Annotated in this window: 37 protein-coding genes and 1 pseudogene; 27 read left to right on the top strand and 11 right to left on the bottom strand. The window is 56.8% G+C overall.

All coding sequences use genetic code 11. The annotated features are described in order from the left end of the window. Positions 1–64: 64 nt before the first annotated feature. From ACFZPT_RS07090 to ACFZPT_RS07050, 9 genes and pseudogenes are all read right to left on the bottom strand, one after another. A pseudogene (locus ACFZPT_RS07090) lies at positions 65–256 on the bottom strand (hypothetical protein); the annotation flags it as partial. Then, positions 253–444: a hypothetical protein gene (locus ACFZPT_RS07085; RefSeq protein WP_104503097.1), complete on the bottom strand. Its 192-nt coding sequence runs from the start codon at positions 442–444 to the stop codon at positions 253–255. The gene ACFZPT_RS07085 and the pseudogene ACFZPT_RS07090, both read right to left, overlap by 4 nt. Beyond that, the gene (locus tag ACFZPT_RS07080; protein WP_379555009.1) at positions 441–878 is read right to left on the bottom strand and encodes a hypothetical protein; all 438 of its coding nucleotides are present in this window, start codon (positions 876–878) and stop codon (positions 441–443) included. The genes ACFZPT_RS07085 and ACFZPT_RS07080 overlap by 4 nt, the downstream gene beginning before the upstream one ends. 381 nt (positions 879–1,259) lie before the next feature. Then, complete coding sequence (locus ACFZPT_RS07075; protein ID WP_379555010.1) at positions 1,260–2,021, bottom strand: SAM-dependent methyltransferase; 762 nt, start codon at positions 2,019–2,021, stop codon at positions 1,260–1,262. 462 nt (positions 2,022–2,483) lie between these two features. Beyond that, entirely contained in the window at positions 2,484–2,735 is a 252-nt protein-coding gene (locus ACFZPT_RS07070) for a DUF1654 domain-containing protein (RefSeq protein WP_379555011.1), read from the bottom strand. A gap of 168 nt (positions 2,736–2,903) precedes the next feature. Next, on the bottom strand, positions 2,904–3,416 hold the full coding sequence (locus tag ACFZPT_RS07065) for a hypothetical protein (RefSeq protein WP_379555012.1): 513 nt from the start codon (positions 3,414–3,416) through the stop codon (positions 2,904–2,906). A gap of 223 nt (positions 3,417–3,639) precedes the next feature. Beyond that, positions 3,640–4,518, bottom strand: coding sequence for a DNA adenine methylase (locus ACFZPT_RS07060; protein WP_379555013.1), 879 nt, complete (start codon positions 4,516–4,518; stop codon positions 3,640–3,642). Positions 4,519–4,584: 66 nt separating this feature from the next. Beyond that, positions 4,585–6,354, bottom strand: a complete 1,770-nt coding sequence (locus ACFZPT_RS07055) for an AAA family ATPase (RefSeq protein ID WP_379555014.1) — start codon at positions 6,352–6,354, stop codon at positions 4,585–4,587. A 327-nt stretch (positions 6,355–6,681) separates the two neighbouring features. Continuing rightward, positions 6,682–7,389, bottom strand: coding sequence for a LexA family protein (locus ACFZPT_RS07050; protein ID WP_379555015.1), 708 nt, complete (start codon positions 7,387–7,389; stop codon positions 6,682–6,684). Positions 7,390–7,432: 43 nt separating this feature from the next. Here ACFZPT_RS07050 and ACFZPT_RS07045 point away from each other — a divergent pair, with 43 nt between their 5' ends. The 12 genes from ACFZPT_RS07045 (at position 7,433) to ACFZPT_RS06990 (ending at position 14,938) form a co-directional block, all read left to right on the top strand. Further along, on the top strand, positions 7,433–7,660 hold the full coding sequence (locus tag ACFZPT_RS07045) for a helix-turn-helix domain-containing protein (RefSeq protein WP_379555016.1): 228 nt from the start codon (positions 7,433–7,435) through the stop codon (positions 7,658–7,660). A gap of 54 nt (positions 7,661–7,714) precedes the next feature. Further along, positions 7,715–8,332, top strand: coding sequence for a hypothetical protein (locus ACFZPT_RS07040; RefSeq protein ID WP_379555017.1), 618 nt, complete (start codon positions 7,715–7,717; stop codon positions 8,330–8,332). 150 nt (positions 8,333–8,482) lie between these two features. Then, complete coding sequence (locus tag ACFZPT_RS07035) at positions 8,483–9,196, top strand: Rha family transcriptional regulator (RefSeq protein ID WP_379555018.1); 714 nt, start codon at positions 8,483–8,485, stop codon at positions 9,194–9,196. After that, entirely contained in the window at positions 9,193–10,107 is a 915-nt protein-coding gene (locus tag ACFZPT_RS07030; RefSeq protein WP_379555019.1) for a helix-turn-helix domain-containing protein, read from the top strand. Before ACFZPT_RS07035 ends, ACFZPT_RS07030 begins: the two co-directional genes overlap by 4 nt. Next, positions 10,094–10,891: a hypothetical protein gene (locus tag ACFZPT_RS07025; protein WP_379555020.1), complete on the top strand. Its 798-nt coding sequence runs from the start codon at positions 10,094–10,096 to the stop codon at positions 10,889–10,891. Before ACFZPT_RS07030 ends, ACFZPT_RS07025 begins: the two co-directional genes overlap by 14 nt. After that, positions 10,888–11,358: a hypothetical protein gene (locus ACFZPT_RS07020; RefSeq protein ID WP_232565797.1), complete on the top strand. Its 471-nt coding sequence runs from the start codon at positions 10,888–10,890 to the stop codon at positions 11,356–11,358. The genes ACFZPT_RS07025 and ACFZPT_RS07020 overlap by 4 nt, the downstream gene beginning before the upstream one ends. Next, positions 11,355–11,933, top strand: coding sequence for a recombination protein NinG (locus tag ACFZPT_RS07015; RefSeq protein ID WP_379555022.1), 579 nt, complete (start codon positions 11,355–11,357; stop codon positions 11,931–11,933). Before ACFZPT_RS07020 ends, ACFZPT_RS07015 begins: the two co-directional genes overlap by 4 nt. Then, on the top strand, positions 11,930–12,475 hold the full coding sequence (locus ACFZPT_RS07010; RefSeq protein WP_379555023.1) for a hypothetical protein: 546 nt from the start codon (positions 11,930–11,932) through the stop codon (positions 12,473–12,475). The genes ACFZPT_RS07015 and ACFZPT_RS07010 overlap by 4 nt, the downstream gene beginning before the upstream one ends. Positions 12,476–12,641: 166 nt before the next feature. Then, positions 12,642–13,130 carry a gas vesicle accessory protein GvpU gene (gene gvpU, locus ACFZPT_RS07005; protein ID WP_286800668.1) on the top strand — a complete coding sequence of 163 codons (489 nt, stop codon included), beginning with the start codon at positions 12,642–12,644 and terminating at the stop codon, positions 13,128–13,130. Positions 13,131–13,529: 399 nt separating this feature from the next. Next, positions 13,530–14,042, top strand: coding sequence for an acyloxyacyl hydrolase (locus tag ACFZPT_RS07000; RefSeq protein ID WP_266249198.1), 513 nt, complete (start codon positions 13,530–13,532; stop codon positions 14,040–14,042). A gap of 216 nt (positions 14,043–14,258) precedes the next feature. Beyond that, on the top strand, positions 14,259–14,597 hold the full coding sequence (locus ACFZPT_RS06995) for a hypothetical protein (protein WP_010211438.1): 339 nt from the start codon (positions 14,259–14,261) through the stop codon (positions 14,595–14,597). Then, complete coding sequence (locus ACFZPT_RS06990) at positions 14,594–14,938, top strand: hypothetical protein (protein WP_253507345.1); 345 nt, start codon at positions 14,594–14,596, stop codon at positions 14,936–14,938. The genes ACFZPT_RS06995 and ACFZPT_RS06990 overlap by 4 nt, the downstream gene beginning before the upstream one ends. 9 nt (positions 14,939–14,947) lie before the next feature. Here the strand turns inward: ACFZPT_RS06990 and ACFZPT_RS06985 are convergent, their stop codons facing one another. Together ACFZPT_RS06985 and ACFZPT_RS06980 are read right to left on the bottom strand one after the other, a co-directional pair. Next, on the bottom strand, positions 14,948–15,313 hold the full coding sequence (locus ACFZPT_RS06985) for a hypothetical protein (protein ID WP_040267822.1): 366 nt from the start codon (positions 15,311–15,313) through the stop codon (positions 14,948–14,950). 115 nt (positions 15,314–15,428) lie between these two features. Continuing rightward, the gene (locus tag ACFZPT_RS06980) at positions 15,429–15,761 is read right to left on the bottom strand and encodes a hypothetical protein (RefSeq protein WP_034097511.1); all 333 of its coding nucleotides are present in this window, start codon (positions 15,759–15,761) and stop codon (positions 15,429–15,431) included. A 75-nt stretch (positions 15,762–15,836) separates the two neighbouring features. On the opposite strand from ACFZPT_RS06980, the gene ACFZPT_RS06975 reads away from it, so the two are divergent. The 15 genes from ACFZPT_RS06975 to ACFZPT_RS06905 all read left to right on the top strand — a co-directional run bounded on the left by ACFZPT_RS06975 (position 15,837) and on the right by ACFZPT_RS06905 (position 26,729). After that, positions 15,837–16,451: a putative metallopeptidase gene (locus ACFZPT_RS06975; protein WP_379555024.1), complete on the top strand. Its 615-nt coding sequence runs from the start codon at positions 15,837–15,839 to the stop codon at positions 16,449–16,451. Positions 16,452–16,483: 32 nt separating this feature from the next. Continuing rightward, a complete protein-coding gene (locus ACFZPT_RS06970; protein ID WP_181079759.1) occupies positions 16,484–16,960 on the top strand; it encodes a DUF2280 domain-containing protein in 477 nt (158 codons plus the stop codon). Further along, the gene (locus ACFZPT_RS06965; protein WP_379555025.1) at positions 16,935–18,254 is read left to right on the top strand and encodes a terminase; all 1,320 of its coding nucleotides are present in this window, start codon (positions 16,935–16,937) and stop codon (positions 18,252–18,254) included. Before ACFZPT_RS06970 ends, ACFZPT_RS06965 begins: the two co-directional genes overlap by 26 nt. Continuing rightward, the gene (locus tag ACFZPT_RS06960; protein ID WP_379555026.1) at positions 18,254–19,714 is read left to right on the top strand and encodes a DUF4055 domain-containing protein; all 1,461 of its coding nucleotides are present in this window, start codon (positions 18,254–18,256) and stop codon (positions 19,712–19,714) included. The genes ACFZPT_RS06965 and ACFZPT_RS06960 overlap by 1 nt, the downstream gene beginning before the upstream one ends. Next, positions 19,632–20,744: a minor capsid protein gene (locus tag ACFZPT_RS06955; protein ID WP_266249216.1), complete on the top strand. Its 1,113-nt coding sequence runs from the start codon at positions 19,632–19,634 to the stop codon at positions 20,742–20,744. The genes ACFZPT_RS06960 and ACFZPT_RS06955 overlap by 83 nt, the downstream gene beginning before the upstream one ends. A gap of 8 nt (positions 20,745–20,752) precedes the next feature. Beyond that, positions 20,753–21,238: a DnaT-like ssDNA-binding protein gene (locus ACFZPT_RS06950; protein ID WP_379555027.1), complete on the top strand. Its 486-nt coding sequence runs from the start codon at positions 20,753–20,755 to the stop codon at positions 21,236–21,238. A 53-nt stretch (positions 21,239–21,291) separates the two neighbouring features. Beyond that, positions 21,292–22,035 carry a hypothetical protein gene (locus ACFZPT_RS06945; protein ID WP_379555028.1) on the top strand — a complete coding sequence of 248 codons (744 nt, stop codon included), beginning with the start codon at positions 21,292–21,294 and terminating at the stop codon, positions 22,033–22,035. A gap of 87 nt (positions 22,036–22,122) precedes the next feature. Then, positions 22,123–22,860, top strand: coding sequence for a hypothetical protein (locus tag ACFZPT_RS06940; RefSeq protein ID WP_266249222.1), 738 nt, complete (start codon positions 22,123–22,125; stop codon positions 22,858–22,860). A gap of 3 nt (positions 22,861–22,863) precedes the next feature. Next, positions 22,864–23,841, top strand: coding sequence for a major capsid protein (locus ACFZPT_RS06935; protein WP_012724055.1), 978 nt, complete (start codon positions 22,864–22,866; stop codon positions 23,839–23,841). 56 nt (positions 23,842–23,897) lie between these two features. Next, positions 23,898–24,203 (top strand): HeH/LEM domain-containing protein, encoded by a 306-nt coding sequence (locus tag ACFZPT_RS06930; protein WP_379555030.1) that lies wholly within the window; start codon positions 23,898–23,900, stop codon positions 24,201–24,203. A 10-nt stretch (positions 24,204–24,213) separates the two neighbouring features. After that, a complete protein-coding gene (locus tag ACFZPT_RS06925; protein WP_379555031.1) occupies positions 24,214–24,591 on the top strand; it encodes a hypothetical protein in 378 nt (125 codons plus the stop codon). Positions 24,592–24,593: 2 nt separating this feature from the next. Beyond that, a complete protein-coding gene (locus tag ACFZPT_RS06920; protein WP_379555032.1) occupies positions 24,594–24,986 on the top strand; it encodes a hypothetical protein in 393 nt (130 codons plus the stop codon). Position 24,987: 1 nt separating this feature from the next. Next, positions 24,988–25,572 (top strand): hypothetical protein, encoded by a 585-nt coding sequence (locus tag ACFZPT_RS06915; RefSeq protein ID WP_379555033.1) that lies wholly within the window; start codon positions 24,988–24,990, stop codon positions 25,570–25,572. After that, on the top strand, positions 25,569–25,988 hold the full coding sequence (locus ACFZPT_RS06910; RefSeq protein WP_379555034.1) for a phage tail terminator-like protein: 420 nt from the start codon (positions 25,569–25,571) through the stop codon (positions 25,986–25,988). The genes ACFZPT_RS06915 and ACFZPT_RS06910 overlap by 4 nt, the downstream gene beginning before the upstream one ends. Before the next feature lie 69 nt (positions 25,989–26,057). Continuing rightward, positions 26,058–26,729, top strand: coding sequence for a phage tail protein (locus ACFZPT_RS06905; RefSeq protein ID WP_379555035.1), 672 nt, complete (start codon positions 26,058–26,060; stop codon positions 26,727–26,729). Positions 26,730–26,731 lie beyond the last annotated feature (2 nt).

The raw sequence follows: 26,731 nt of genomic DNA, 5'->3' as shown, positions 1-26,731 counted from the left end.
AGTGCGAGGGCAGAAAAGGAGCCGTGCCAGATGAGCAGGCGCTGGTTGCGCTGGCGGGTTGTAAAGGCCGAATCCTCACCGCAATCCGAGCACCTTTCATGGTTGGCGCTAGGCGCTGCGGCAGATCCCGCACCAGGTCCTCACGCTTGCGACCTATCAGCTCGTTGAAGGGAAGGCCGAAGCCCAAAATGGCGATGCGGCGCTCAACTTCATCGAGCTGCTCGTCGATCAGTGATTTAACCGGTGCGGTGGTCATGCGGCCTCCTTGCGGAGCCTGGTGATTTTCAGCAGGCGCTGGCAGTAGTGGTTGAATTCGTCGACGGTGATTGCGTCGCCGGTGAGCATGTTTGTGATCATCCGCACTACGACGGCTTGCGCGCCTGGCTCGCTGCTGGGATGCTCAAGCGCTTCAAGCGCCTCATCGATCAGGATGTGCGGACTCATAGGTCGGCATCCACATCGTCTTCGCGCTCTTCCCGTCCTGCTGCTACAGCGTCTTCGGCATACGGTCTCAGCAGCGCTACAGCGATCTTCTCGACCGCTTCAATCGGGCGTTGATGGCCCAGCAGGTCGGCTGCGTGAGCCCGGGCATCGCTCTGGCTGCCGAGCATCGCCGACAGCAGTAGGCGGGCAAACGAATCACGCTCGTCCAGGCCGTCGATCTGACGCTGGTTCAAGTAGCCCTGCAGGGCCGTGCAGAACCGGTCGAACGTCACCACGTGCGGCTGGCCGTAGCGGCGCTTCCACTTGATGTCGACGCCGCACACCAGGCGCTCTGCCGAATGCTCAAGCCAGTCCGTCACCTCGTCGCTCTCGCTGACCTCTGGAGGCAACTGAGCGTCGTAACGCTCCTGGCAAATATTCAATGCTGCGTTCATGGGCGCCTCCAAAGTGGCGGGTTGTTCACCTGTATTCGTCAACACTTATGCCTCCCGCTGGTTGCCGATGGGCGCGGGGGAGGAGTGCTGACGTAATAGAGGTGGGATGGGGGGTGCCGGTTACGCAGTCCGGCTCCTGCGCTCTGTGTGGCCGAGGCCAGGTCGAAAAGGACGGTGGTGATGCAGGTAGGCGGTTAGAGCCCGCGATTTCGTCCGCATCGGAAAGCAGTCTTTGAGGTGAGATACACGCAAGCGAGATACACAGCTCAATGGTGGCGCCCAACCGACCGCGCCAGGCCGGCAGACTGCTTACCGATACAGCCTGCGCTTCGGCGCGCAGGTGACCGGGCAGTTAACGACAGGCTGTCGTGGCGCTGGTTGTCAGGCTGCGGCCGGGATCACCACCAACACGGTGTTGACCATCGTTCCGGCTTGCTTGAATGAGGCTTCTGGAAGGGTTTCGATACTCCCGCCGCGCTGCTCTACGATCCCGCGAAAGCCCCGGGTCAGAGCGTCATCGCGGAAGGTCACACCGGAAGGCATGATCGCCACCAGTCGGCCGCCGGGCTTCAGGAACTTCAGTGCGTGAACAACGTGGTGAATATCACTGCGCTTTTTGTCGAAGGGCGGGTTCATCAGCACTCGGTCATAGATGGGTTTAGGCTCGACCTGCAAGAAGTCGCCAGGTTCGGAAACACCCGACAGCGGCAGCTTCAGTTCGGTCAGCGCTTTGTGGTTGTCCGGTAGCAACTCGTGCATGTCGACCATTACGCCTACCGCTGCGGAGTTGGCGGCCACCGCCAGTGCACCACGCCCGGCGCTCGGCTCCAGCACCATCATCCCGTCGCTGATCATTGCGAGGTCCGCCGCATGTTTTGCAACGTGTGGCGGAGTGGGGAAGAAGCCGAAGTCCTGAGGAACAGTAACCTCGCCGGTCATCAGGATGTTTTCGATTGCGTCGGCGGCGTCACCGGCAAACAAGTGCGCTTTTGCCTTGGTGTTCCACTTGCCGCCCGCAGCCTTCAGAGTTTTGTCGAGGCGCTGATACAGACTCTTATCGAGCTGGCCGGCGGTGATGAACAGCTTGTTGTCTTCGGTGCGAGAAGCGCTGAGCAGCGCCATCACTTCGTTATCGACTTTCATGTGTGACTCCCGGTTGTTTTCCCAATGCACCCGACCGAGCTGCAGTTGGGTGCATCAGTGAAAACTTCCGCCGTAACCCGCTTCTGGCGTCGGTCATCGGCTTGAATCAAATGTCCTTCCAGCCGCGGGCCTTTCGGCTTGTTCTCCCGCTGGATAACTGTTCTTGGCGCTTTACGCTGCACGCCCGGGTCAGTTGCCAACCCTCTGAACCGTTGAGGCCGGTTCATCGCTGCCTTTGAATCTAGGCCGGTTGTGATCCGGCAAGGGGTGTCGCTAAAGAGCGGTGCAGCTCTTGCTGCTGGCCGGCATCTTTCATTGCTGGCTTGAGGCGATAATCACAGAGTGTGTTTGTTGTGTCAACACGTAACGTGTTTGTATTTCTCATGATTGGATCACGCTGTGTGGTTTTTATAGGGAGATTGAGAAGGACGGGGCGCTGAACTCGCCTGCCGGCGGGCTCATTTAGTAATCGCAGTACTCGCGCCAGCCGATCCTTACGGCGCCATCATCCAAATGCTCGATCCTTATGCCGGCGGTGTCGCCGATGTCTTGGATGACCTGACGCCAAGCTTCAGGGCTTTCGTCGTCACGCCTGGAAACCTCAACTAGCTGGATCCTCTGTACTCGAGGAGAGGCAATTATGCGTTGCAGGCGATGGCCGACGAGTTCGTAGGAATTCCGGGGTTTCGACGTCGGGTAGGGTGTCTGGCTCATGCTTCGCTCCTTGCTATTACTGTATTTATATACAGTATTGGTGGTGATATATATTGGCAATAGGGTGCCGAGGAGTTTCATGCACAAATGCATATTTGAGCTGGTGGGAGCTTTTTGGCGCGCATGGAAAAGCCCGCGCGTGGCGGGCTTAGGTGCTATGGATAACGGTCAGTTAGAAAACTTCACCTCTGTCGCGAGGGCTTCCTTCGAGGCCTGGTACGCGGATTTGGCTTGCTGGTCTGTGGTGCGATACGGGCTCATGGTGGAGAGATAGGCTGACCACTTTGCATAAAGATCTTTGCTCAGTTCCGCTTGCCTGGTGGGCACCTTGGCGGCTTTAAGTCGGTTCACTGCTTCGTCGCCCTGCGCCCTGGCATGCTTGAAGCATTCGATAAGCGAATTGCTGTACTCGGCGATCAATGGGCGATTGCTGTACCGAACCGCATAGCTACCTGTCGTTGCCTCAAGATCACACTGCCATGCCGGCAGATCTAGCTGGCGCGAGAAGTTGATGGCTTCTGGCGACTTGGGGTCATATTTGAAATCAATGGGTTTGAACACATGCGGCGCTTTGGCGGGGCCGGCAACGGCAGATGCGTTTGGAGTTCTTTGTTGCGGTGCTACGCAGCCAGCCAAGGCTATCGTCAAAGCAGAAAGCAGAGCGTAGGTTTTCAAGCGCATGGTATCCCTCCCGTAATCGAGCCAGAACTTTACCATTCGTGGCGTACAGCCACCATTGGCGGGAAAAGCCGAACGGTCAAATCGCAGACAAAGAAAAGCCCACGATAGGGAGGGCGGGCTTAAAGGGATGTTCACTAGGAGCAGGGGTAACCGTAAGCGATCAGCTGTGAAAAGGTTGTGAAACCCCGGATACAAGAAGCCCGGCGCTGGGCCGGGCATAGAGTCAGGCGGCTACAGTGGCTCTAGGGATTTTCGCATCAGGCACAGAGATGCCTTGTTTGAAGAACATGATTTCGTCGCCCACATATCGCGCTTGGGCGGTGTAATGCAGCCCGTAAGTCAGTGCTTCGTTCTTGCTGTACATTTCACCGATTTCTGGCGCGTCATCGTACGAGACAACCCATGGCCTCTCGAAGTCAGGGGCCTGCAGCAGTTGAGCAATTTGCAGATGATCATCGTGCTTATAGAAGTTTCGGTATAGGCCTCGCCCTTTCACATAGTAAGGTGGGTCAAGGTAAATAAGCGATTGGTCTGGTAGAAACTCCGCTGCGCGGCTGAGTAAAAGAAAGGCGTCCTCGCAATATACCGAGATTCGATCTGCATTCAGTGCGATTCGTTCAAGCCTGGCCGCAATCATCTCTTTGCTGAATCGTGCGTCGAGTTTGTAGGCGCCAGTCTGCGCCTTACCGCCAATGACTCCGCCCTTGAGGATGCCCGAGCGATTGGTGCGGTTGACAAAAAGCGTTGCAAAACCCTTTTCTGCAACGGATAAGGCAGCGTCTTGGCCAAGCATCGCGGAACGCCAGTGATGCCATTGCTCCATATTTATTGGAGTGTCTCTTAGCAGCTTGAGGATTCCATCCGGATCGCTAGTGGCGGCTGACCAAAACGCGAATACTGCCGGATCGAGATCATTGATATGGATATGAGTCGCATGCCCGTCGAAAAGCAACTCAAGGGCAACACCAGCTCCGCCAGCAAATGGTTCGAGATAGTGTCCGCCTGCCAGGCCGTTAGCCCGCATCACCTCAGCAATGAAGGGCGCAAAGCGAGCCTTTCCACCGGGGTAGCGTAAGGGGCTGTATAGCTTGTTGGAGTACATTTTCTATCTCATCCTTTGAGGTCTCTGAGCCTCAGTTTAACGGCGTGCAGTATACTTGGCCAGCCGCTATTTCGTCAGCTTTGCGGTCCTGGTAGCGGCCAAAATCAGGTCAGTTTCAAATTTTTTGACCAGGTCAGGATGCTCCAGAAACCAAAGCTCAACTATTTTCCAATCCTTAATTTTTTGTAACTTGGCCTTCATCCAGCTTTTTGATGAGATCCGATTTGTAATGTTTACATCACCTTTAAGAAGGTGAGTGCCAATTTGGTCGCGGCTGACATGCATCTTTTCTAACGCTGATCGAGCAGTGGGGTACTTCTCGTTATCCTCCATTAGCTCTTGTAAAAACTCATAAATAGTCCTTTCCGGAGAAAAGCCATTTCCTGCCTTATCTGACCCCCCTGGAAGCTTCACCACATTTTTTAGGCTTGCGTTTATTGCTGAGTCTGCGTCAACAACTATCAGAACGGTTTTAAAGTATCTGTCGAAGCTTTGGAGGCCTTGCAAGTTGTTGCAGCCAACGCTTATCGGTATCGCCTTAAGCGTTCTTCCAGTGGCGGTATTTATTTGTCTCTTTAGCTTTTGGGTAAGCAGCAGGCCAAGCATAAAGTTTGCCTCTGCATCTTCAAGGTAAATTTTAAGGGTGTTATCAATTTTTGTTGGCTTTTCTGGTGGCTCGGGTGGAGTTAACGACATGTCGTTTTTTATTTGTACGAAAGACATATCTCGCACGAAACGAGGCGCTATGGAATCGGTCAGGTAAACAACAGAGTCAACTCTAATTCCTTGTTCCGGAATTGGATTTGTATCTGGATGAATGGCCTCTATCATGCACAGTGAATGAGTTGTACCTATAACTTGCAGTCTCAGTTTTTTTGCAACATTTTTTAACCCGTCTATAAGCGCTTTCTGTGCGTGCGGGTGGAAGCCAGCATCAATCTCATCGATAACTAGCAGTCCGCCTGGATAATCTGGCCATTCTCTCTCTAGACGTCTGAAGGACGCCAAGGCGGTGGCTATGGCGCTTAAACTATCTTGACCTAGCGAAACACTTTTGGGACTGTGAGGGTATTCGGGATGATTTGCAATTTTGTTGGTGCCGCGGATCGACTGGGTCGTGATCACGCCACTGTTTTTCTGTTTTCGCCCAGTGACATTAATAATGTCTTGGATGAAATCCTCAATGAATTTTCCGTCATCCTCAGTGATAGTGTTGTCACGTGTGCTTTCAACTAACTCTGGATTGCTCTCTCCAATCGGGATCATTCGCGTCATACCTAGATAAATTGTAGGTAGTGGCATCTTTGACGCAACGCCGATCGTGACCTTTCCGGTGGGATCTACATATTTTTTTGAAATCCTCGCCACGACTCTAGGTTCTATCCGGCTTGTGACCTTATCACTGTTTTTCACCTCGCGATGCGTGAATCCACATCTCATGGATATTTCATCACCATTCACGCGATAGTCAAGGTGTGGACTGGCCAACTTGTCTGCTTCCTTGTTTACAAGGTATTCAGTTTCATAATCAATATGTACTATTTCATTAAGTACGCCATTGAATAGCTTTCCGGTATAAGTCGGTACAATGCTTAGGGCTTTCGCAGTTTTTGACGTGATTCCGGAACCGTTTGCAACTAAGCCGAGTATTGTTGATTTTCCTATTCCATTATGTCCTGCTATTAAAGTAATTCTTTCAGCGAAATCAATGGAGATATTTTTAAGCTTTCGGAATGCGGGGGTTTCTATTCGAAGACTAAGAAGAGACAAGCTTTGTTTGCTGTTATTTGCCACCGCGGCTGCGGAGCTTTTTTTGCTCGTGCGACGATCCGTCATAGTCATCCCGTGATTATTCGGTACGTTTTAGATTTTCGGGTAAATCTCTGTAGTCAGGCGTACGGCAAGCTATGACCAATCCCTAACCCTATCCATTCAGGCCATAGTAATAGCTCAGAGCCATTATCTCAAACACAGCTACCAGAGAGCAGACCACAAGGAAGCAAGGGCTGAAGACCCGCTTGCGATGGGATGAACCGCCGTCCGGCCAAATGCCAGCTTCTCTTGTGAAAACCAACATGAGCGCCAGCAGAGCATAGGTCCACATCTTGTTCCAAAAGCTCTGCTCTCGCCATGAGGTCGATGGCTTTCCAAGGGCGGATGGCATCAGTAAAACTTCTGCAGCGCCTGGACAACCACGCCAACAATCCGGCAATTCTCGTCGACCGCCTCGATTGGGTAGCTCGGGTTCAGCGGCTTCAGAAACAGTCGACCGCCGTCGCTGACCAGCTTCTTGAATGTGGCTTCGTTGCTGTCAGGGAGTTTGGCCACGACTAGCTTACCTGGCGCAACCTCGGCCTCGGTATCCACTAGGATCAGCGTGCCTTCAGTGATGCTCTGGCCGGCGGGCGCCGTCATTGAGTCACCTTTCACCTTCAGCCAAAACGCTGTGCCCTTGGAGTCGTACTCCGAAAACTCATAGCTGTCGGAGAATCCCGCCGGGTAGGGCTCAACAGCCTCCGCCCAGGCGCCGGCGGCAACCCAGCTGACTACCGGGTAGCGGAATGATTTGGTGGGCTGGGCGGCGATTGAAATATTCGAGGGGCTTTCGCCAGGCAAAAGCAGCGCTGCCGGATCGATTTTCAGTTCATGGGCAATCTTGGCGATATCGTCAAGATTTGGCTCCCGAGCATCTTTCTCATAGTTTCCTATGCGCGATTGGGATTTCCACCCGCACGCCTTTGCCAAGGCAGCCTGAGAAAGCCCTGCTTTTTCTCTGTAGTGAGCGATGCGCGATCCGAGTGTTTTCATGCATCGAATTTTAATCACGGAGTGAAATAAATTCCGCCCACTTATTGTGTTTGCCAATAACACGTTATGTGTTTATCCTTGATTTATTGACCGCAGGAGCAGCGCAATGAACCTCATAGCAGAGTTTCGTGAGGAGGCCGGGATCACCCAGGCAGCCTTACACCGAAAGCTCGACTGGAAGCAGTCGCGGCTCGCTAACTACGAGTCGGGTGCACGCCCATTGAAGCTTGAAGACGCCCGGAAGATCGTCTGGGCGCTGAATGAACTAGGTGCGAAATGCACTTTGGATCGCGTTTTTCCGCAGCAATCTTCTGCGTATGTTCGGGCTGCCTAAGCGACATCCCTGTCCGCCGTTCCATTGAAGACAGATTAGAAGAGAGCAGTCCCCATGCAAACGTCCAGTTCCAGACACACCTTACAAACCCGTGATCAGGTGCTGGTCGCACACGCTGCAAACCAGATCGCACGCACCAGCCTGAGCCAGGACGACTTCGCCCAGGCATTGAGCCGCGAGCTGCACCTGTCAATCCCTGATCGCGCCAAGGAGAAGGTCGTACCTGACTTCAATTCTCCCGAACTGACCGGCGACGTCAGCGAGTTCGTGAAGGCGACCGGCCGTTGGCTCAAGCGTGTACAGCGGTGGCTGAACGGCGATCAAGAAATGCCGTCCTGGCTGGAAGAGTCGTGGGTCAACGCCCTTGAGCCTGAATACCGCGATCACTGCCTTAACGAACTGGCGAGCCGCCACGGCTTGACCGGCGCCCGTCAGATGACCAGCGACCAATGTGCGAACAAAAGCTTCGGTGCGCTAATCCGCGCGCTGGGCGATGTGATCGACACCGGCAGCGAAGTGTTCGACGACCAGGTGATGTGCGAACTGGATCTGCCGCACCTGCCAGCTTTCGCGAAGCAGTGCCGCCAGGTTGAAGCGAAGGCGGGGGAGTTGGGGCGCAAAGCTGAGCAACTGATGAAGGACGCCCGGCCGAATTTGAAATCCATTGCCTGAATGCCAGGCACAAAAAAGCCGACGTACGAGGTCGGCTTTTTCTACAGCGGTAAATAACTGGAGCGAATCATGCACCAACACACCGAATCGATCAATAGCCCCAACGTTCCCGTGCCACGATTTTCGCATTCTGAAAACGTGGCGCGGACAATGTCGTCTCGGGAAATCGCTGAGCTTACCGGCAAGCGCCATTTTCATGTGACGACAGACATCGAGAAGATGCTGACCGAACTGAAAGAAGATGCCACAGGTTTTCGTGCCATCTACCTGGACAGCATGAATCGTCAGCAGACGGAGTATCTGCTTGATCGCGAGCACACCGACTGCCTGCTGACCGGTTACAGCGCCGCTATGCGCATGACCGTGATTCGCCGCTGGCACGAACTGGAGTCGCAGGTGGCTCAGACTCAACCGCTTTCCACAATCGAAATCCTGCAGATCGCCATGGAGTCTGAAAAGGCCCGCTTGATGCTCACCGCCCAAGTTGAGCAGCAGGCCGCGAAGATCCACTCCCTGGAGAACCTCTTCAAGGAAGGCATGACACACACCCAATTCTGCAAGGGTCTCAATGGCGTCAATGTCATGCAGGTGGGTAATTACCTGGAAGAACGCAGTTGGCTCTACAACGAGAGCAAGTCCGGTACCCGTCACCGTGTTGGCTCGTACGCCCGCGACAAGTACATGACCGAGCACCAGGTCGAAGTCACCCCGCACGGCAAAGACCCGTTTATCTCCTACACGCCCGTTCTGTTGAAGAAGGGCGCCGCACGCCCGTACGACCTGTACCTGGCCGGCGAGCTGCCCATGAAGAAAACCTGGGACGGCCTGTTCACCCACGATAAAGCAGTGCGAGGTGCCGCTTGAGCATGGGCCTTATGGTAGCCGCGATGAAGCTTCGCGTCGGCAACCCATTGCGCAAGCTAGTGCTGATCAAGCTGGCTGACAACGCCAGCGACGTAGGCGAGTGCTGGCCGTCCTATCAGCATATTGCCGATCAGTGCGAGATCAGCAAGCGCTCTGTAATGAACCACATCACCGCGCTTTGTGAGGCAGGACTGCTGCGCAAGGAAATCCGAAAGGGTGGCCCGAAGGGGAACTCATCGAACGTTTACTTCCTGACCCTTGATGGTGGTGGTGCACCTCCTGCACCAGGGGTAGTGCAGCAGATTCACCAGGGTAGTGCAGCAGGTTCACCCCCTAGTGAATCTCCTGCACCAGGGGGTAGTGCAGCAGCTGCACCCAGAATCAGTAACTCTCTTGAACCAGTCATAGAACCGGTCATTGAACCAATTACGCCCCAGGCTACCGCCAAGGTCGTGACGGCGCAGGTCGTGCCATTCGTTCCGCAGCAACCACGAGTTGAGATCCCTGCCGACATGCCCGGGCCGAAGGACCAGACCTGCAAGACGTTCAAAGTCTGGGCCAACTACGCCATGGCCTACCGTAAACGCTACCACGCCTGGCCGGTATGGAACGCCAAGACAGGCAAGCAGATGGCTTTGCTCGTCGACCGCCTCGGCGCCGACGTAGCCCACCACGTCGCCGCCCACTTCCTGAAAACCAGCGATGCCGCCGTTCTACGCAAGTGCCACAGCCTCAACGAGCTTCTGACCAACGCTGAGAGCTACCACACCCAGTGGGTCACCGGGCAGCGAATCAACGGCATAACCGCCCGCCAGATGGAACGGACCGAGGCGAACCACTCCGCAGCCGAGCAGGCCGCTCAGATGGTTCTGGCCAGACGCCAAGCAGGTGACCGCAATGAATACCTCTGAAATGAATGATCAGCAGGTTGCCGGGCTGGCCGCTGCCATCTGCGCAACCGCCGAGGCCATGGGGCAGGAAATGAACCCAGGCACCGCCGCGATGATGGCTGAAGACCTCTGCGCCTACCCGGTGCCCGTCGTCAAAGCCGCGTTGAAAGCATGTCGCTTTGAGGTGAAGGGCAAGCTGGCTATGGCTGACATCCTGCAGCGTGTTCAGACCTCCGACGGTCGCCCAGGGAAGGACGAGGCCTGGGCAATCGCCATGACCACCAACGATGAATTCGAAACTGTGGTGCTGACCGACGAGATCCAGCTGGCACTTGCTGCTGCGAAACCCATTCTGGATGGCGGCGACAAAATCGGTGCGCGCATGGCGTTCATCGACGCCTACCAGCGGTTCGTGGGCCAGGCCCGCGAGGATGCGAAGCCTGTCAACTGGCACGTATCCGTAGGTTTCGACGCCAATCGCCGTATCCAGGCTGTGACCAAGGCGATGGAATTGAAGCGAATCCCGCGCGAACACGCCCAGAAGTACCTGGCGGATCTGAGTGCCGAGCCAGTCACCGAAGACGGCCGCGCAATTGCTGGTTTGCTCACTGGCACTGTTACACGGCCAGCGCCGGCTCTCCGCGAAAAGCTCGAACTGGTGAAGTCGTCGATGCGGGAGATGCGTGCAGCCAGTGCTGAGAAAAAAGACGAGATGCGTATTCAGGCAGCCAACGAGTTGGCAGATCGCCGGGCGTTGCTGATCAAGCAGGCGCAGGAAGTGGAAGAGAAGAGGGCGGCGCAATGACCGACAAGATCAGCGTCAACTGCCAGGCCAAGCTCACCGAGGCCATCACATGCCTGACCACCATGTACCGGGACAAGAAGTTTGTGGTGGTCTCCCTGCGCCCGGGCAAGGACCGGACACTCGACCAGAACCGGCTGTGGTTCGGGATGTACAAGCGCATCGCCGAGATGACCCAGATCGGCGACGCGGCCGACGCTCGCCGTTACTGCAAGCTGCACTTCGGCGTGCAGATCCTACTGAACGAGGATGCCGGGTTTCAGGCTGAATGGTACCGGGTCATGCGTCATCTGCCCTACGAAACGAAGTTGGCCATGATGGGGGAGTGCCACTTGTTCGGCCCTGACGGCTTCCCGGTGACCAGCCTGTTCAATCGCGCCCAGGGCATCAATTACACCGACCGCATCGCCACCTACTTCACAGGCCAAGGTGTGGTTTTCACTGATCTACTCAGCAAGGAGGCTGCATGATCGCCAAGCAACCCAAACCGAAGAAGTGCAAGAACCCAGCATGCGGCATCAGCTTTTCGCCGCAGCGCCTGGGCCAGGCTGTATGCAGCCCAATATGCGGCCTGGCCATCAAGGACGTGAACCAGGCCAAAGCGCGTAAGTCGCTGGCCGATATCGGCCGCAAGGAGCTGCGCGCGGCGAAGGTGAAGATCAAGACGCGCGCCCAGCACATGAAGGAAGCCCAAACAGCTTTCAACGCATGGATTCGCGAACGGGACGTCGGTCTGCCGTGTGTGAGCTGTGGGCGGCACCATAACGGCCAATGGCACGCCGGGCACTACCGCACCGTCGGTGGCAACCCAGAGCTTCGCTTCGAGCCGCTGAACGTCTGGCGCCAGTGCGCGCCGTGCAACAACCACAAGTCGGGCGACATCGTGAATTACCGGCTGGAGCTGGTGAGGCGCATCGGCGCCGACAAAGTGGATTGGCTGGAAGGGCCTCATGATCCCCAGCGCCACACCATCGAGCAGTTGCAGGCAATCAAGGCCAAATACCGGGCAATGACCAGAGAGCTGAAAAAAGGGGAAGCCGCATGACCTATCGCAACGTTGTTTCAGCAGTAGTTCGAGCCCTTGCGGCCGAGACCATCAGTTCCGCTGGCGGCTGCGACTTTGAGCCCAAGGTGCAGTACGCCAAGCAGAAGGGCGAGATCGTCGGCAAAGAAGCGGCGTTTCTTCAGGACTGCTGGGTGTTCGGTCGGCTGCATAAGTCGCTTGCCCCGCCGCACTGGCGGGCACTAGTGGCGAAGTATTCGACGCATGAGGAGCGCAAGCACGGCGCCATCTTGGAACTGCTCAACTCCGTGCGCACGCCTGCGCCGAAACGTTTCCGTGAGTGCGCGGTATTGACCTGGGCGATTCCACAAGTAGCCGGTGCCGAAGGCAAGCGCTCCGCTGCGGTGCTGCCCGCCGCCTGGTACGACATCACAAATTGGGACAACGACGGCAAGCCAGAGTCGACTCGGTACCGGTGGCGTTCGACGATTCGCAAGGTGCTGGATGACCAGGTGAACGAGGCGCTAACCGCCGCTCAGGAACTACTTGATGCGGAAGGCCTGATCGAAAGTTGTGCCGCTTAGCAAATAGCCATTGCAACGAATGAGAAAGTGAGAGATTATTTATTCAATCTGTCGATCCTACGCGTTAGGGATTCACACTGAAAGCCCAGCAAACACGCTGGGCTTTTTTGTGGGTGCCAAGTTGATGTATAGATGAGACTCAGTTTCCAGCCGGATGGAGTCTCTAATGCACGAATCTCAAGGTCAGACCAAAACTGTCGTAGAGGAATTGGATTTACTCAACGACAAAGCCTTCACAAAAACACAGTGGGAAGGGCGCCAGACTGATTGGCTATTGCAGTGGCTTGTTAAAAGCTCCAATCGAGCATCGCTAAGCATTGGTCTCACCTTATCTGTCGGTGGGTCAGTAATATCGGGCAAATTGATCCCCCACGCAGTGTATTTTGAGAGGCTTGCCGAAAGCTTTTCCGCCCCCTTCAGGGAGAAAGGTGATCACAATGCAGATGCGATCCAAGACATAATTCTTGGTTTCAATGTGACTCCCGGAGCTGAGTCTCCCGAAGAGGACGCCCCCTTCCAGTTCCTACACCTCGAAGATGCTAGAACCTACTTAGGTACATCGTCGTCAATTCCTGGCGAGACAGGCGCGCTTTGGCGCGGGAAAATTTCATCCATAGATGGCTTTACGCTTGGATTAATTAGTAATAACGATTAAGCCATATCGATATAATCGACCGTGCAACTCACCTCTTTACGTTTATCTCGGCGCAGTTGAGCTCTGCAGTATTGAAGGCCCCGCGATTGCGCGGGGCTTTTTGCATTCAGCTCCGTTGGGCTAGCGAAGGGAGGGAAGTTGAATTTGCATAGGCGACATCTGTATTTCTTAATTCAAGCGCCCTTAACCCCGATAAAGCGTGCACCGGTCCTAGACCCCTTTCGCCCGCATCTGTACCAAGCGCCAAGCTCGGAAAAAGCGAAATGTACCTGCGCTGTTTCTGCCAACGAAGGTGGCAAAAACGCTATTTAAGGAATTTTGAGAACGAATTGATGGCACATTGACTCATAGTGCCGCTGTCACTTAAGCGATCTTTCCTTAGAACTTGTTGGTCACAAAATGAAGAAAATTATCCTATCGGCGTTGCTATTTTGCGCGGTCTGTAACGGCGCTCAAGCTGTAGAACTATCAGGTGCCCTCGGCGCGACTAGCCAAGGCGGCTTGACTGCCCGTACAGCACTGGGATTCAACTGGGACAAGGCATGGCTGGAAAGCTCTACAGGTAAGCTGACCGGATACTGGGACCTGGGTTATACATATTGGGAGTCGGGAAAAGAGGCTGGTGCTCGCCACTCTGTTTCCTTCTCCCCTGTGTTCGTTTACGAGTTTGGTCAAGGCGACATCAAGCCGTTCATCGAGGCCGGCGTCGGTGTTGCAATATTTTCGGGCACCAACGCTGGCGACCAGAAATTCGGATCTTCCTTCAACTTCGAAGACCGAATTGGCGCAGGCTTGAAGTTCGGTGATACGCAGAAGGTAGGTGTCCGGGTTACTCACTATTCAAACGCCGGCATCAAAGAACCGAACGATGGCATTGAGTCTTACGCACTTTTCTACAGTCATTCGATTTGATGTGCACAGGAACCCGCCACCGCGCCGGGTTTTTTATTGCCTAAATTTCCCAAAGCCCTCAGAGCCTCTGACTTGTCACGCTGATGAGAGACCTATTCAGGGCCTCGCCATCGTGCGAGGCCTTTTCGTTTTCGGCCCCACCACACCCTTCGCTCTGAGCAGGGAGTGCTGCTGGAGCCGATTCAATTCCCAAACATGCCCCACGGAGTCGAGCGCATGGAGTATCTACAGCGCCTGCTCGACAAGATCGACAGGTTCGAATTGCTGATTGCGGGCCTGATTGGGGCTGTCGTTGCGAGCTGGTGGCACAAGGACGACTTGTCTGACTGGCGCGCCTGGATGGTGTTCTTGATCACCGGGGTTGCCTGCTCGCTGTACCTGACGAGCATGGTCAGCGCCTACCTGAATGTCACGGAGCCCAAAATAGTCGCCGGGATTGGTTTTCTCCTGGGTACGTTCGGCGGCTCGCTCCTGGCAGCAATCAACCGAGCCATCAAAGCCGCTGACCTCTGGGCGCTAATTCGCCAGCGGTTCGGGGGAGGCAATCCACCATGAATCTTGAACTGATCAACTCCATCGCCTGCGGCCTTATCGCGCTGTGGGCAGCCTGGTGCGTACTGAGCGGGAAGGTGAGGGACGGCATCCTTGGGAAGCTGATCTACTCGACGATCGCCATCACCGGTTTTGTCGTGATGGTGCGCAGCCAGAACATCTTCTTCGGCCCAACTACCGCCGGACTGACGCTGCATGTCGCTCTGGCCCTGGCCGGTGCACGGCATATCTTCATGGTCACGTACTGGCAGCGGGTGAAGGTCTGGCTGTGCCGGACGCTGAACTGCGAGCACTGCCTGAACTGTAACAAGGCACCTGGCGGTGTCGAGCGCAGAGCCAAGTAATGCGAGGGCCTACCATCCCCCTGGAAACCACTGACGGGCGAGGCTTACCGTCACACGCAAAGCATGCTGACTTTGATCACACTCCAACTGCTGATCTTCGGGCGTTGCGGGTTTGCGCCACCTGAGATTTGCCGTTAAACCTTTGGCGTAAGATCGCTCAAATTCGGTATTCGCTTCTTTTGTAAGGCGCATGGCTTTCGCATAGTCCGCCTCAAGGTCATCAGGCAGCGATTCACAAGCCAGTTTGGCTTGCTGATACCTAACGGCATACATGTAGCCGTCAGTTGGGGCTTCGTCGTAGCTGTAGCGAGAGGGCTCCACAGCCATTGCTGGGCCAGCGATAAGTAAAGCGATGAGATACAGGCGTCCGTGCATGGGTTTGAGTCTCGAAAAAATCAAATTTGGCGGAGTATACCTGGCTCATCCGCGCCACGTTTTCGAATGCGCCAAATCGTGGCGCGGATTAGAGTTACCTGCTCAGTCAACCTACTTATCCATTCATACGTGCCGCCAGTAAGGCTCGCTCCTTGCTGAGAGGTTTGAGCACCGCGGGTTGCTCTCCGATTTTCATGAACAGGAAATAATGGTCCTGATCATCGTGCAGGATACGGTAGACGTCAGCTGTTCTGTCAGTGCTTGGCGAAGTCAGCTTGTCCACAATTAACGTGTAAGCGCTAACTCCCAGCTTCTCCAAAGCTGTCTGCAGCTCTGCGTCAATCCGTGATCGCCATTTTTTCATGTTGTGTCGATACGCTAGGACTGCAAGCACGATTGCCATTATTGGCATTACGCCGGCCGCGAAGACGGTAAATAACGTATCCATGATCTCTCTTTGTTAAATAAGAAAACTGTTCATGAATACCCGCAAGCTTGAAAGGCGGCAAGAGAAGGTCACGATATGATTCGACCAATGCCGCCACTATCGCTGCTTGAATTGTCCGACTTTGGTGTTCGCATTACCCCAGCTCCCGAGGTATGGGAATGGCTCCAAGCCGAGATCCTTGCCGACACCGGCATCATTCACAACGAAGACCATGCCCACCTACTGGATGCTGACATCCGTGTCATGTGGGCGTCGTCGAGCTTCAACAAGCAGGGTCGTACAGTTCTGGGCCAGGCCGAGCAGGTAGCGTTTCGTGCCGGTGGTTGGCAGAAAGCCCGGATGGAGCAGCAGATGCGTGACTGGTTCGGCGATGTGCCGGCCTACATCATCACGCTGGCCGCTGACTACTGCGCCCAGTGCAGTGACACCGACTTCTGTGCCCTGGTAGAGCATGAGCTGTATCACATCGCCCAGGCGAAGGATCAGTACGGTGCACCCAAGTTCACGCAGGAAGGATTGCCCAAGCTTGAGATGCGCTCACACGACGTCGAAGAGTTCGTCGGTGTGGTCCGCCGCTACGGTGCGAGCCCTGACGTTCAAGCGTTGGTGGATGCTGCAAACAGACCTGCTGAGGTGGGGAAATTGAACATTGCGAGGGCCTGCGGAACCTGTCTGCTCAAGTCGGCCTGATTCCATGACAGGTATTGACGGATGACAACCATATGGCAGTACTACGAAGCGAGGTCAAAGCCTTCATCGTTCAGGCTCTGGCCTGCTTCGATACGCCGTCCCAGGTGGTAGCAGCGGTCAAGACAGAATTCGGGATTGAGATCACCCGACAGCAATGCGAAACGCACGACCCGACAAAGTTTGCCGGGCAGAAGCTCGGCAAGACCTGGGTGGACCTGTTCCACGCTGCTCGCAAGCGATTCCGTGAAGAGACAACCGATATCCCCATTGCCAATCGCGCGTACCGACTTCGCGGTCTTGGGCGGCTGGCCGAGAAGGCTGAGAGCATGCGCAATCTGGCGCTGACTGCTCAGTTGTATGAGCAGGCCGCCAAAGAAGTGGGCGATGCCTACGTGAATCGCCGCCTTGAACCTGAAAAGCCTTTGGGCTCCCACGCTGACCAGCAGCACGCCGTTGCTGAGTACACCTTGGAGCCTGATGAGAATGTCCCCGCTGCCCCGTACCTTTGACCCACCGGTAAAACTGACGCCCAAGCAGGCGAACATTTACTGCTGGGGCTTCCAGCCTGAGGCCCGCTTCCGCGATGCGGTGTGTGGTCGACGGTTCGGCAAAACGTTTCTGGGCAAAGCTGAAATGCGCCGCGCTGCTCGGCTCGCTGCTGAGTGGGGAGTAAGCGTTGAGGACGAGATCTGGTACGGCGCACCGACGTTCAAACAGGCCAAACGTGTGTTCTGGCGCCGCCTGAAGCAGGCGATCCCTGAAGCATGGCGCGCGCACCGCCCAAACGAGACTGAGTGCTCGATCACGCTCAAATCCGGACACGTTATGCGCGTGGTCGGGCTCGACAACTACGACAACCTGCGCGGCTCCGGTTTGTTCTTCGTCCTGGTGGATGAATGGGCGGACTGCCCGTGGGAAGCATGGGAAGAAGTCCTTCGGCCGATGCTCTCGACCTGCCAATACTCGATACCGGGCATCGGCATGCGAAAAGGTGGTCACGCGCTGCGCATCGGCACGCCGAAGGGCTTCAACCATTGCTACGACACGTTCCTTGATGGTCGGCCAGGCCATGAGCCCGATCACAAGAGTTGGCTCTACACCTCACTCGACGGCGGCAACGTTCCGGCTGAAGAACTGGAAGCTGCCCGCCGCAAGATGGACCCTCGGACCTTCCGGCAAGAATACGAGGCCAGCTTCGAGAACTACCAGGGCGTTGTCTACTACACGTTCAATCGTGAGGTGAACCGAACCAGTGAGACGATCAAGCGCGGCGAGGCGCTTCACATCGGCATGGACTTCAACGTCATGAAGATGGCCGCCGTGGTTCATGTCATCCGTGACGATCTGCCATTGGCCCTCAGCGAGTTCTCCGAGGTGCGTGACACACCGGAGATGATTGAGAAGATCAAGCTTCGCTTCCCTGATCACAGCATTGCGATCTACCCAGACGCCAGCGGCCAGAACACAAGCAGCAAGAGCGCGAGCGAGTCTGATCTATCACTGCTCAGGAAGGCTGGTTTCACCGTAGTGGTGGATTCGACCAACCCCGCGGTTAAAGACAGGGTCAACGCCATGTGCGCAATGTTCGCCAACACGTATGGCGAGCACCGCTACCTGGTCAACGTTGACCAATGCCCGAAATATACGCAGTGCCTGGAGCGGCAGATCTACACGGACAAGGGTGAGCCCGACAAGAAGGCCGGATACGACCACCTCGTGGACGCCCCTGGCTACTTCATTGCCAAGCGCTATCCGATCAAAACACGCACAGGCGGAACACGCCGAATTGGAGGCTTGGCCTGATGCCAGTGCAATCGACAAACCCCGACTACGGCGCGCACATCGCGGAGTGGGAGATGATGGACGACGCGCTCGAGGGTGAGTGCGCCGTGAAGCGCAACGAGCGCAACCTGCCCAAGCCGAGCGGTATGGTTGAGGCGGAAAAGCTCGACGGCGCCGGCAACAAGTACCTCTACGAGAACTACACCAGCCGGGCTCAGTACGAGCATTGGGTGCGCGACTCGTTGCGCTCGATGATGGGGCTGGTGTCTCGGCTGATTCCTGAGATCGAACTACCGTCTGGCCTGAAAGGGCTGGAGGACAACGCCACAGCCGACGGCTTCGGCCTGAAGCAGTTGTTCTTCCGGATGGTGCGCCAGGCCATTTCCCACGGCCGGGTACCGCTGGTGGTGAACATCGACGAGAGCGGCGAGCCATACTTCTCGACGTACGCCACCCGCAACGCCATCAATTGGGACACTGCTGATCAGGGCGGACGGCAGGATCTGGTCCTTTCGGTGTTCCGCGAGTTCCGCAAGAAGGGCGGCGATCGATACAGCCATGATTGCGACACCGTTTTCCGTGAGTTCTTCATGCTGAACGACGTCTGCTACACCGCCGTGCGGAATGAAGGCGGTGAGCTGGTCGAGGACGAGAGGCCGCTGGGTACCACTGGTACCGACAACCGGCTCGTCAAAGGCCTGCCATACCTGCCCGTGATTTACTGCGGTTCCACCGACAATTCCCCGGACGTCGACGAGGTGCCGCTGCTGACCATGGCGCGGGCCGCGCTTAAGTCCTACCAATTGAGCGCTGACTACTTCACGTCGCTGCATCAGACCAGCCACCCGCAGCCGTGGGTCTCTGGTCTGGATGAGGCGGTGGAGTTGAGCGTTACCGGCCCATCGGCGGCATGGGATCTTGGGCCTTCCGGTTCCTGCGGCTACCTGGAGTTCCAGGGCGCCGGCATCGAAGCCGTGCGCAAGGCCATGGATGACCAGAAGAACGCCGCGCTTGAGGCGGGCGCCAAGGTCATGGACGTCGGCGGTACAGAGTCGGGCGAGGCGCGGAAGACGCGCCAGAACGATCAGCACGCCACGCTGCACAGCATCGTCATTACCGTGGCCGAGGCGGTGGAGCAGGGGCTGCGATACGCCGCCGAGTGGAAGGGCTACGACCCCAAGCAGGTCAAGTTCAAGGTGAACCCTGAGTTCGTGACCCCAGTGGTCGACGCCCAGGTTCTCGCCGAACTGCTGAAAGGAGTGATGGCCGGAACGATCAGCGCCGACACCTACTGGCAGTACCTCACCACCGGCAAGCTGCCGGAGCGCCCATACGAAGACGAAGCCGAACTGATCAGCGATGAGCGCGAGTCGGCCGGCATCAACTTGGACAAAGACGATGCCATCGACAAACCTGGCGCAGGCGGACAGCCAACTGCTGGAGCAGACGACCCGCCACACGGTAATGCTGGAGCGGCTTAAGGCCGGCGAGGTCAAGAAGTTCGAGAAGTACCTGCGCCAGATCGACAAGCTCGTGCGGGATCAACTCACCCGCAAGGAGCTGACCACCTACAGCCGGGACCGCCTTGAGCAGTTCCTGGCCCGGGTGGACGGCAAACTGTTGGAGATCTACAAGGCCTACGGCGACCTGGTGCAGGCCGATCTGGTCGATATTGCGCTGTACGAGTCAACCTTCGAGGCTAAAAGCCTGAGCAATGCACTCTCCATCGACGCAGTGGTGCCGACCAACACGCTGATCCGTGCGGCGGTGTTCTCCTATCCGCTTCAGGTAAAGGGCATCGACGGCGGCAAGCTGCTGAAGAGTTTCGTCAGCGGCTGGACGCGGACCGAGACGATGCGTGTCACGAACACCATCCGGCTCGGCTTCGGCCAGGGCCAGACCAATGCCCAGATCATCCAGGCGATTCGCGGCACCGCGGCGCAAAACTTCACGGACGGCGTCCTGGCGGTGAGCAACCGCAACGCTGCCGCCGTGGTGCAGACGGCAATCCAGCATGTGGCCACCACGGCACGAATGGAGACGCTTAAGGCCAACAGTGACGTGGTGCTGGGCTATCGTTGGGTGTCGACGCTTGACCGCAAGACCTCGCAACAGTGCAAGGGCCTGGATGGGATGCGCTTCGACCTTGGCAAAGGCCCGCTGCCGCCAGCGCACATCAACTGCCGGTCAACCACGGTGCCGACCACCAGGCTCTCGGAGATGTTCGCCAAGGACGCCACGCGGGCTTCGGTGGGCGACAATGGGGGCGCGCAGGTCAATGCAGGTCTGAACTACTACGAGTGGCTGGCAACGCAACCGGCGAGGTTCCAAGACCATGCTCTTGGGCCGGTCCGGGGCAAGTTGTTCCGCGATGGCGGGCTGACTCCGGAGAAGTTTGCCAAGCTGCAGCTCGACAAGTCGTTCAAACCGCTGACCCTGGCGCAGCTGAAGAACGCAGAGCCCGACATGTTCACCCGAGCAGGCGTTACACTCGGCGCTCCACCGGATTGAGATACCACATGCAGATCATTGTTGAGGATGGGAAGGGCAGGCCAGACGCGAATAGCTTCGTACCGCTGGAGAAGCTGACCTTCTACCGCGACTACTACGGATTCCGGATACCTGAAGAAGAGGCTGACCAGGTCGAACTCCTGCTGCGTGCTGCCGCTGACATCAACGGTCGCCAGTGGAAGGGTCGCAAAGCCAATCCTGAGCAGGCAATGGCCTGGCCCCGGCGTGACTGCAAGATCGAATACCAGACGCTGTCGGAGACATTCGTCCCCTTTGAGCTTCAATGGGGCCAGGTGCGGCTGGCCGTCGAGTTATATGCTGTCGAGCAGGGCTTCCAGATCGAGGAGCCGACGCATTGCACTGAGCCGAATGGCCGGCGCACGCGGTTCAACCGAGATACGCCAGGCTTTCGCATGCGGCCGCCGCCATACGCGCCTAGCAGGACGCAATTCGCCGATTACCTGGTGATGCGAGGTTTTTACGTCGTTCGATGACTTCAACAGGTGCAGGCAGTAGGCTATCATTCAAGAGATCACAAGGAGGATTTATGAGTGAGCGCTTGATTAGTAGTTTTGCAATGGTCTTGATTTCCTTCACGTTGGGTATGGTTGTTGGAGTGGTCAACGTTGACGGGCTAGTTAATCATGTATCCGTTACTGGAACGATTGGGCAATGGTTTGCCGGCCTGGCTACCTTTTCTGCAGTGGTATTTGCTCTATGGCAATCCCACGAGAACAGACATAAAGAGCGAATGAAAGCTCGGGTTCTTGATAACAATGCAATTGAGGACTGGTCCCTTAGCGTTGTTTCTGAGGGGTTGATTCCTGTTACTGTTGTTGATGTGGATTTAATTGTTGGTAAAGGATCCTATAAGTCGAAGCTTGAAAAGAAGAAGAACCTACAATTGAGTTTTCCGCATAAGCTTGAGCGCGGCGAGGTGCTTCAGCTCATCTCTATGGAGAAGCAAAGCCTGTCAGATTTTGCTGATTGGCTCCTAGCACCCTTTGTAAGCGAACTTAGCTCGAAAGGTATCCATCAAGGGCGAGTTGGTGCTCAACTTAATGATGCTTACTTTGATGCTTTAAATTCGCTGTCTAAGTCCAAGTTAAAGATTGCAATTCACTTTGCTCATGAAAGTATCTCTCATGTTGTAAGTAGTAATCTTCTGAATAGGCTTGTTATGGATTTCAGCGAGCGACATAAAGCGGATCAGCTGGAAAAGCTGCGAGAGCGACAAGTGGGATACGACGAAGTTGGTAGAATGCTTCAGCCGGATTTTATTCCGAAGTAGTCATGACAAGAGATTTTCAAAACCCAGCGAACGCTGGGTTTTTTTATGCCTGCAAAGCGGGCCGAACAAACCCAAGGGGTGCACCAAGTGGCAGACGAAAACCAGATTGATCTTGACGACCCGGCAGTTCAGGGCGCCATTGCTGCAGCTGTCGAGGCTGCAACCCTGGGCCTCAAGAACAAAAACACCGAGCTACTTGGCTCGCTCCGTACCACCAAGACCGAGCTGGACGGTTTCAAGTCCCAGTTCGAAGGCCTGGACATCGCCGCAGTGAAAGGTTTGCTGACCAAGGTTGGCCAGGATGAAGAGACCAAGCTGATTGCCGAGGGCAAGTTGGACGAGGTCATCACTCGCCGCACAGAGCGCCTGCGCACCGACTACGACACCAAGCTGGCCGCCGAGAAGACCCGTGCCGACAAGGCCGAAGCCTTCGCTGCCAAGTACAGCGACAAGGTGCTGGCCGACTCCATCCGCGCTGCAGCCATCAAGGCCGGCGCGCTCCCAGAGGCCGCCGAGGACATCATCCTGCGCGCCCGGGGCACTTTCAAACTCAGTGAAGACGGTGAGGCCATTGCCACCGACCGTGACGGCGAGGTCGTTTACGGGAAGGACGGGAAAACCCCGCTGTCTCCGCTCGAATGGGCGGAATCGCTGCGTGAAACAGCAACACACCTGTGGCCAAGGGCTCAGGGTGCCGGACAGACCGGCGACAACGGTGGCAAGGCCACGAAAAAGTGGGGTGAGTACACGGAAACCGAACGCGCTGCGATCGCCCGTGACAATCCCGATCTGTTCAAGAAAATCCAGGCCACCAAAGGAACCTAATTCATGGCAACCACCCAACTGACCGACATCTTTGTCGGCGATTACTACGCCTCGCTGGCGCCGGTTAACAGCCCGGAAAAGACCGCTGTTTACGAATCGGGCATCGTGACTCGCTCGCCTGTGCTGGACGCGATCGCCTCCGGCAGCCAGGGCACCGCCGAGATCAGCTACTGGCAGGATCTGAACGCTGATGAAGCCCCGAACATCAGCAATGACGACCCGAATGACCAGGGCGAAGTCGGAAAGGTCACCCAGGACAGCATGCGTGCCCGGGTTCTGTACCTCAACAAAGGCTACGGTGTTACTGACCTGACCGCTGAACTTGCGAACAGCGAGCCTCAGCAGCAGATCCGCAACCGCTTCGGCACCTATTGGACCCGCCAGTGGCAGCGTTACACCCTGGGCGCGGCTCGCGGCATCATCGCCTCGAACATTGCGAACAACGGCGGTGACATGGTCATCGACGCGGGCGCGACCATCAGTGCGAATGCCTTCCAGGATGCCGCGTTTACCGCCGGCGATGCGGCTGACCAGTTCGGCGCTATCGGCGTGCACTCCGTGGTGATGAACCAGATGGTCAAGCAGGACCTCATCGAGTATCTGCGTGACTCCGACGGCAAGATCATCCTGGCCACCTACCTCGGCAAGCCAGTGTTCATGGACGACGCCCTGGTGTACGGCGCGGGCAAGTACTTGTCCGTGTTCTTCGGCCAGGGCGCTTTCGGCTACGGAGAAGGCACGCCGAAAGTGCCGGTAGAGCTCGAGCGTAAGCCCGGCGGAGGTAACGGCGGCGGTGCCGAAGTGCTGTGGGAGCGGAAGACCTACATCCTCCAGCCTGCTGGCTTCAGCTGGAAGGGCTCCGAGGCTCAGAACCTCAGCCCGACCGCCACCCAATACGCAGCAGCTGCGAACTGGCAGCGTGTGTTCAGCCGCAAGCAGGTCCCATTCGCCGCTGTCATCAGCGGTACCACCACGCCGTAATTCGACCCACACAACCTGGCGTCTTTATGGGCGCTGGGGTGCTTTTGAGGTGACTCATGAAAGTGATCTACACGGACACGCCGGGCAAAGAGCGCGGTGTGTGCTACCGCCTGCTGAGCGAATTCTTCGGTGTCATCGGTTCCGCCACTGAGGTGGTCGTCGATGGCGATGCGCCGGATATCTTCGATGCTTACCAGGCCGCCGGCATCAAGGTTTCCGACGGCAAGGAGCAGGAAGTCCCTGAAACCGACCCTCTGAAAATCAAGGTCCCCGAGCTGAAAGAGTGGTTGACCGCGAAGGGCATTGCCTTCGACCCGTCCGCCAAGAAAGAAGACCTGCAGGCCTTGGTGCCAGCGGAATAAGGACAAGCACATGACCGATTTCATCACCGTCGCCGATGTTGACGCCTCGCTGGGTCCTGGCTGGGCTGGCACCGGTGATCCGGTCCTTGCTGTAGCCATGGCAAACGCCTGGCTTACAGCCAAGATTAAGCGGGCTGTTCCCGATCCGGTCCCGGCCGAGATCAAAACAGCCGGCGCCCAGGTTGCCAAAGAGGCGGCGGCGGGCAAGCTATACACGGCCACGCAGAAGGAAGTGCAGAGCAAGACGGTATCGGCTCAGTCCGGTACGTCCGTGAGCAAGACCTACGTGGCAGGCTCTACCGATCAGTCGGCGGGCGTGAACTTCGCCCTGGCGCTGCTTGCGCCGTGGATCACGCGCTCCGGCGTGATGATGCTGAAAAGGATCTGATCATGGGCATGCGCGAGGAGATACAGGCCGATCTGGCCGAGGCGTTCGACGATCCTGACGGTCTAGCCGACGCGGTCAAACCGGTGACGGGCGTGCGCAAGGTTGCGGGAGATTATGACCCCGACCTGGGCGGCGAAACGCCGGAGACCACCGTGACATACACGGGGCGCGGCGTCCTTGGCAGCTACCTATCCAAGGAAATCGACGGTTCCCTCATCCAAACCACCGACAAAAAGCTGCTGGTGCTGCAAAACGAACTGTACGTGTCTGAGGCCGGTGTTCCGACGGCGGTACCGGCTGCCCCGGCCATCGGCGATATCGTCAATGGCCTGCGGGTAATGAACGTCTCTGCGGACCCTGCTGACGCAACGTGGACGGCGCAACTGAGGAAGTGATATGGCGACCAAATCCGGCAGCTTCGCCCTGAGCCTGGCCGAATTCGCCGCTCAAACGGGTGAAGCCATTGACGCCAGTGTGCGCGAGATCATCATCGAGGTGGGCAGCAGCCTGATCCGGATGTCTCCCGTGGGCAACCCGGAGATCTGGGCGCAGAACGCTGTTGCAACCCAGTACAACAAGGCCGTCGATGATCACAACAGCGCGCTGCGCAGTGATCCTGCCAACCTTACGAAAGGCGGTAGGTTGAAGAAAGGCCGTAAGCTCAACGACGGTATGGACGTCAAGGCGCCTGAAGGCTATGTGGGCGGCCGGTTCCGTGCAAACTGGCATATCTCGCTGGGCGTAGTCGAGAGTGTCACCTTCGACGAGGTGGACCCGAGCGGCGCCGAAACCACTGCCGCACTGGTGGCCGCAATGAGCGACTTCACCGCCGGCCAGATGGCCTACATCATCAACAACTTGCCTTATGCAATCCCGCTAGAGTTCGGCCATTCCACCCAGGCCCCCGGCGGCATGGTTCGGGTAACCGTGGCTCGCTTCCAGCAGATAGTGCTGGAGGCCATCAGGAACAACCAGGTATGAGTCACGCAATCATCGCCTCGATCTACGAGGCCAAGCTGATCGCCTGGAACGCTGGCAGGGCCGAGAAGCTCAAGATCGTTTTCGAGAACACGGCCTACACGCCGGGGGAGGGGGAGACATATCTTCGAGCTTTCACTATCCCGGGCGACACCGCGAGCAACACGCTCGGCGGTGATCACCGGCTGTATACCGGAGTGTTTCAGGTCAGCATCATCGCGCCGGCGGGTACCGGGAAGGCCAAGACCAACCCAATTGCCGCCGAACTCATCGCGCTATTCCCGCTGTATGTGCGCGACGTGAAGAACGGTTTCGTGGTGACGCCTATGACGCCTGTAGATGTTCGTCCAGGCATTACTGGCGACTCAACCTATACCGTGCCGCTCTCGTTTACCTACCGGTCCGACACCACGCCATAACCCGCCCGTTGGGCAAATCCTGAACCCGCCATTGAGCGGGTTTTGTCATTTATGCAAAGAGGAAAACCCGTGTCTGTTTATTTCCCCAACGGGGCAACGCTTTCGATCTCCAGCGGGTTCGCCGCCGCCAAGCTGATTTCCGCAATCAGCAACGCAAACCCGGGTGTCGCTACCAGCGCGGCGAACGGTTTTGCCAATGGCGATATTCTGCTGATCACCTCCGGCTGGGAGGACATCAACGAGCGCGCCGTGCGTGTATCCAACGCCGCCGCCGCCGCATTTACCCTGGAGGGCATCGACACATCCAATGTTGCTTTCTTCCCGGACGGCATCAGCGGCGGCACTGCCAAGAAAGTTACCGGCTGGGTAGCCGTCAACCAGGTGATCGGCAACTCCATGTCCGGCGGCGAGCAGCAGTACTGGACTTATGCGCCGCTCGAGGCTCGTCGCGACAAGCAGATCCCAACGACCAAAAACGCACAGGCTTTCGCCTTCCAATTGGCTGACGATGACAGCCTGGCTTGGTACGAAGAGCTCGATAAGGCTGACCGCGAGAAGGAAGTCCGCATCCTGCGTATGTCGCTGCCCAACGGCAAAACGATCTACTACGCTGGCTACGCATCGTTCAACAAGACGCCGACGCTGGTGCGTAACGAAGGCGCTGCTGTCTCCTTCGGGTTCACCATCAACGCGGAAATCACTGCGTATCGCGCGCCAGTTGCTGCTGGCGGCGGAGCTTAATC

The sequence above is a fragment of the Pseudomonas sp. MD330_10 genome (assembly GCF_042610415.1).
GTDB lineage: Bacteria > Pseudomonadota > Gammaproteobacteria > Pseudomonadales > Pseudomonadaceae > Aquipseudomonas > Aquipseudomonas rhodesiae.
This window is presented reverse-complemented; position numbering and strand designations above follow the sequence as displayed.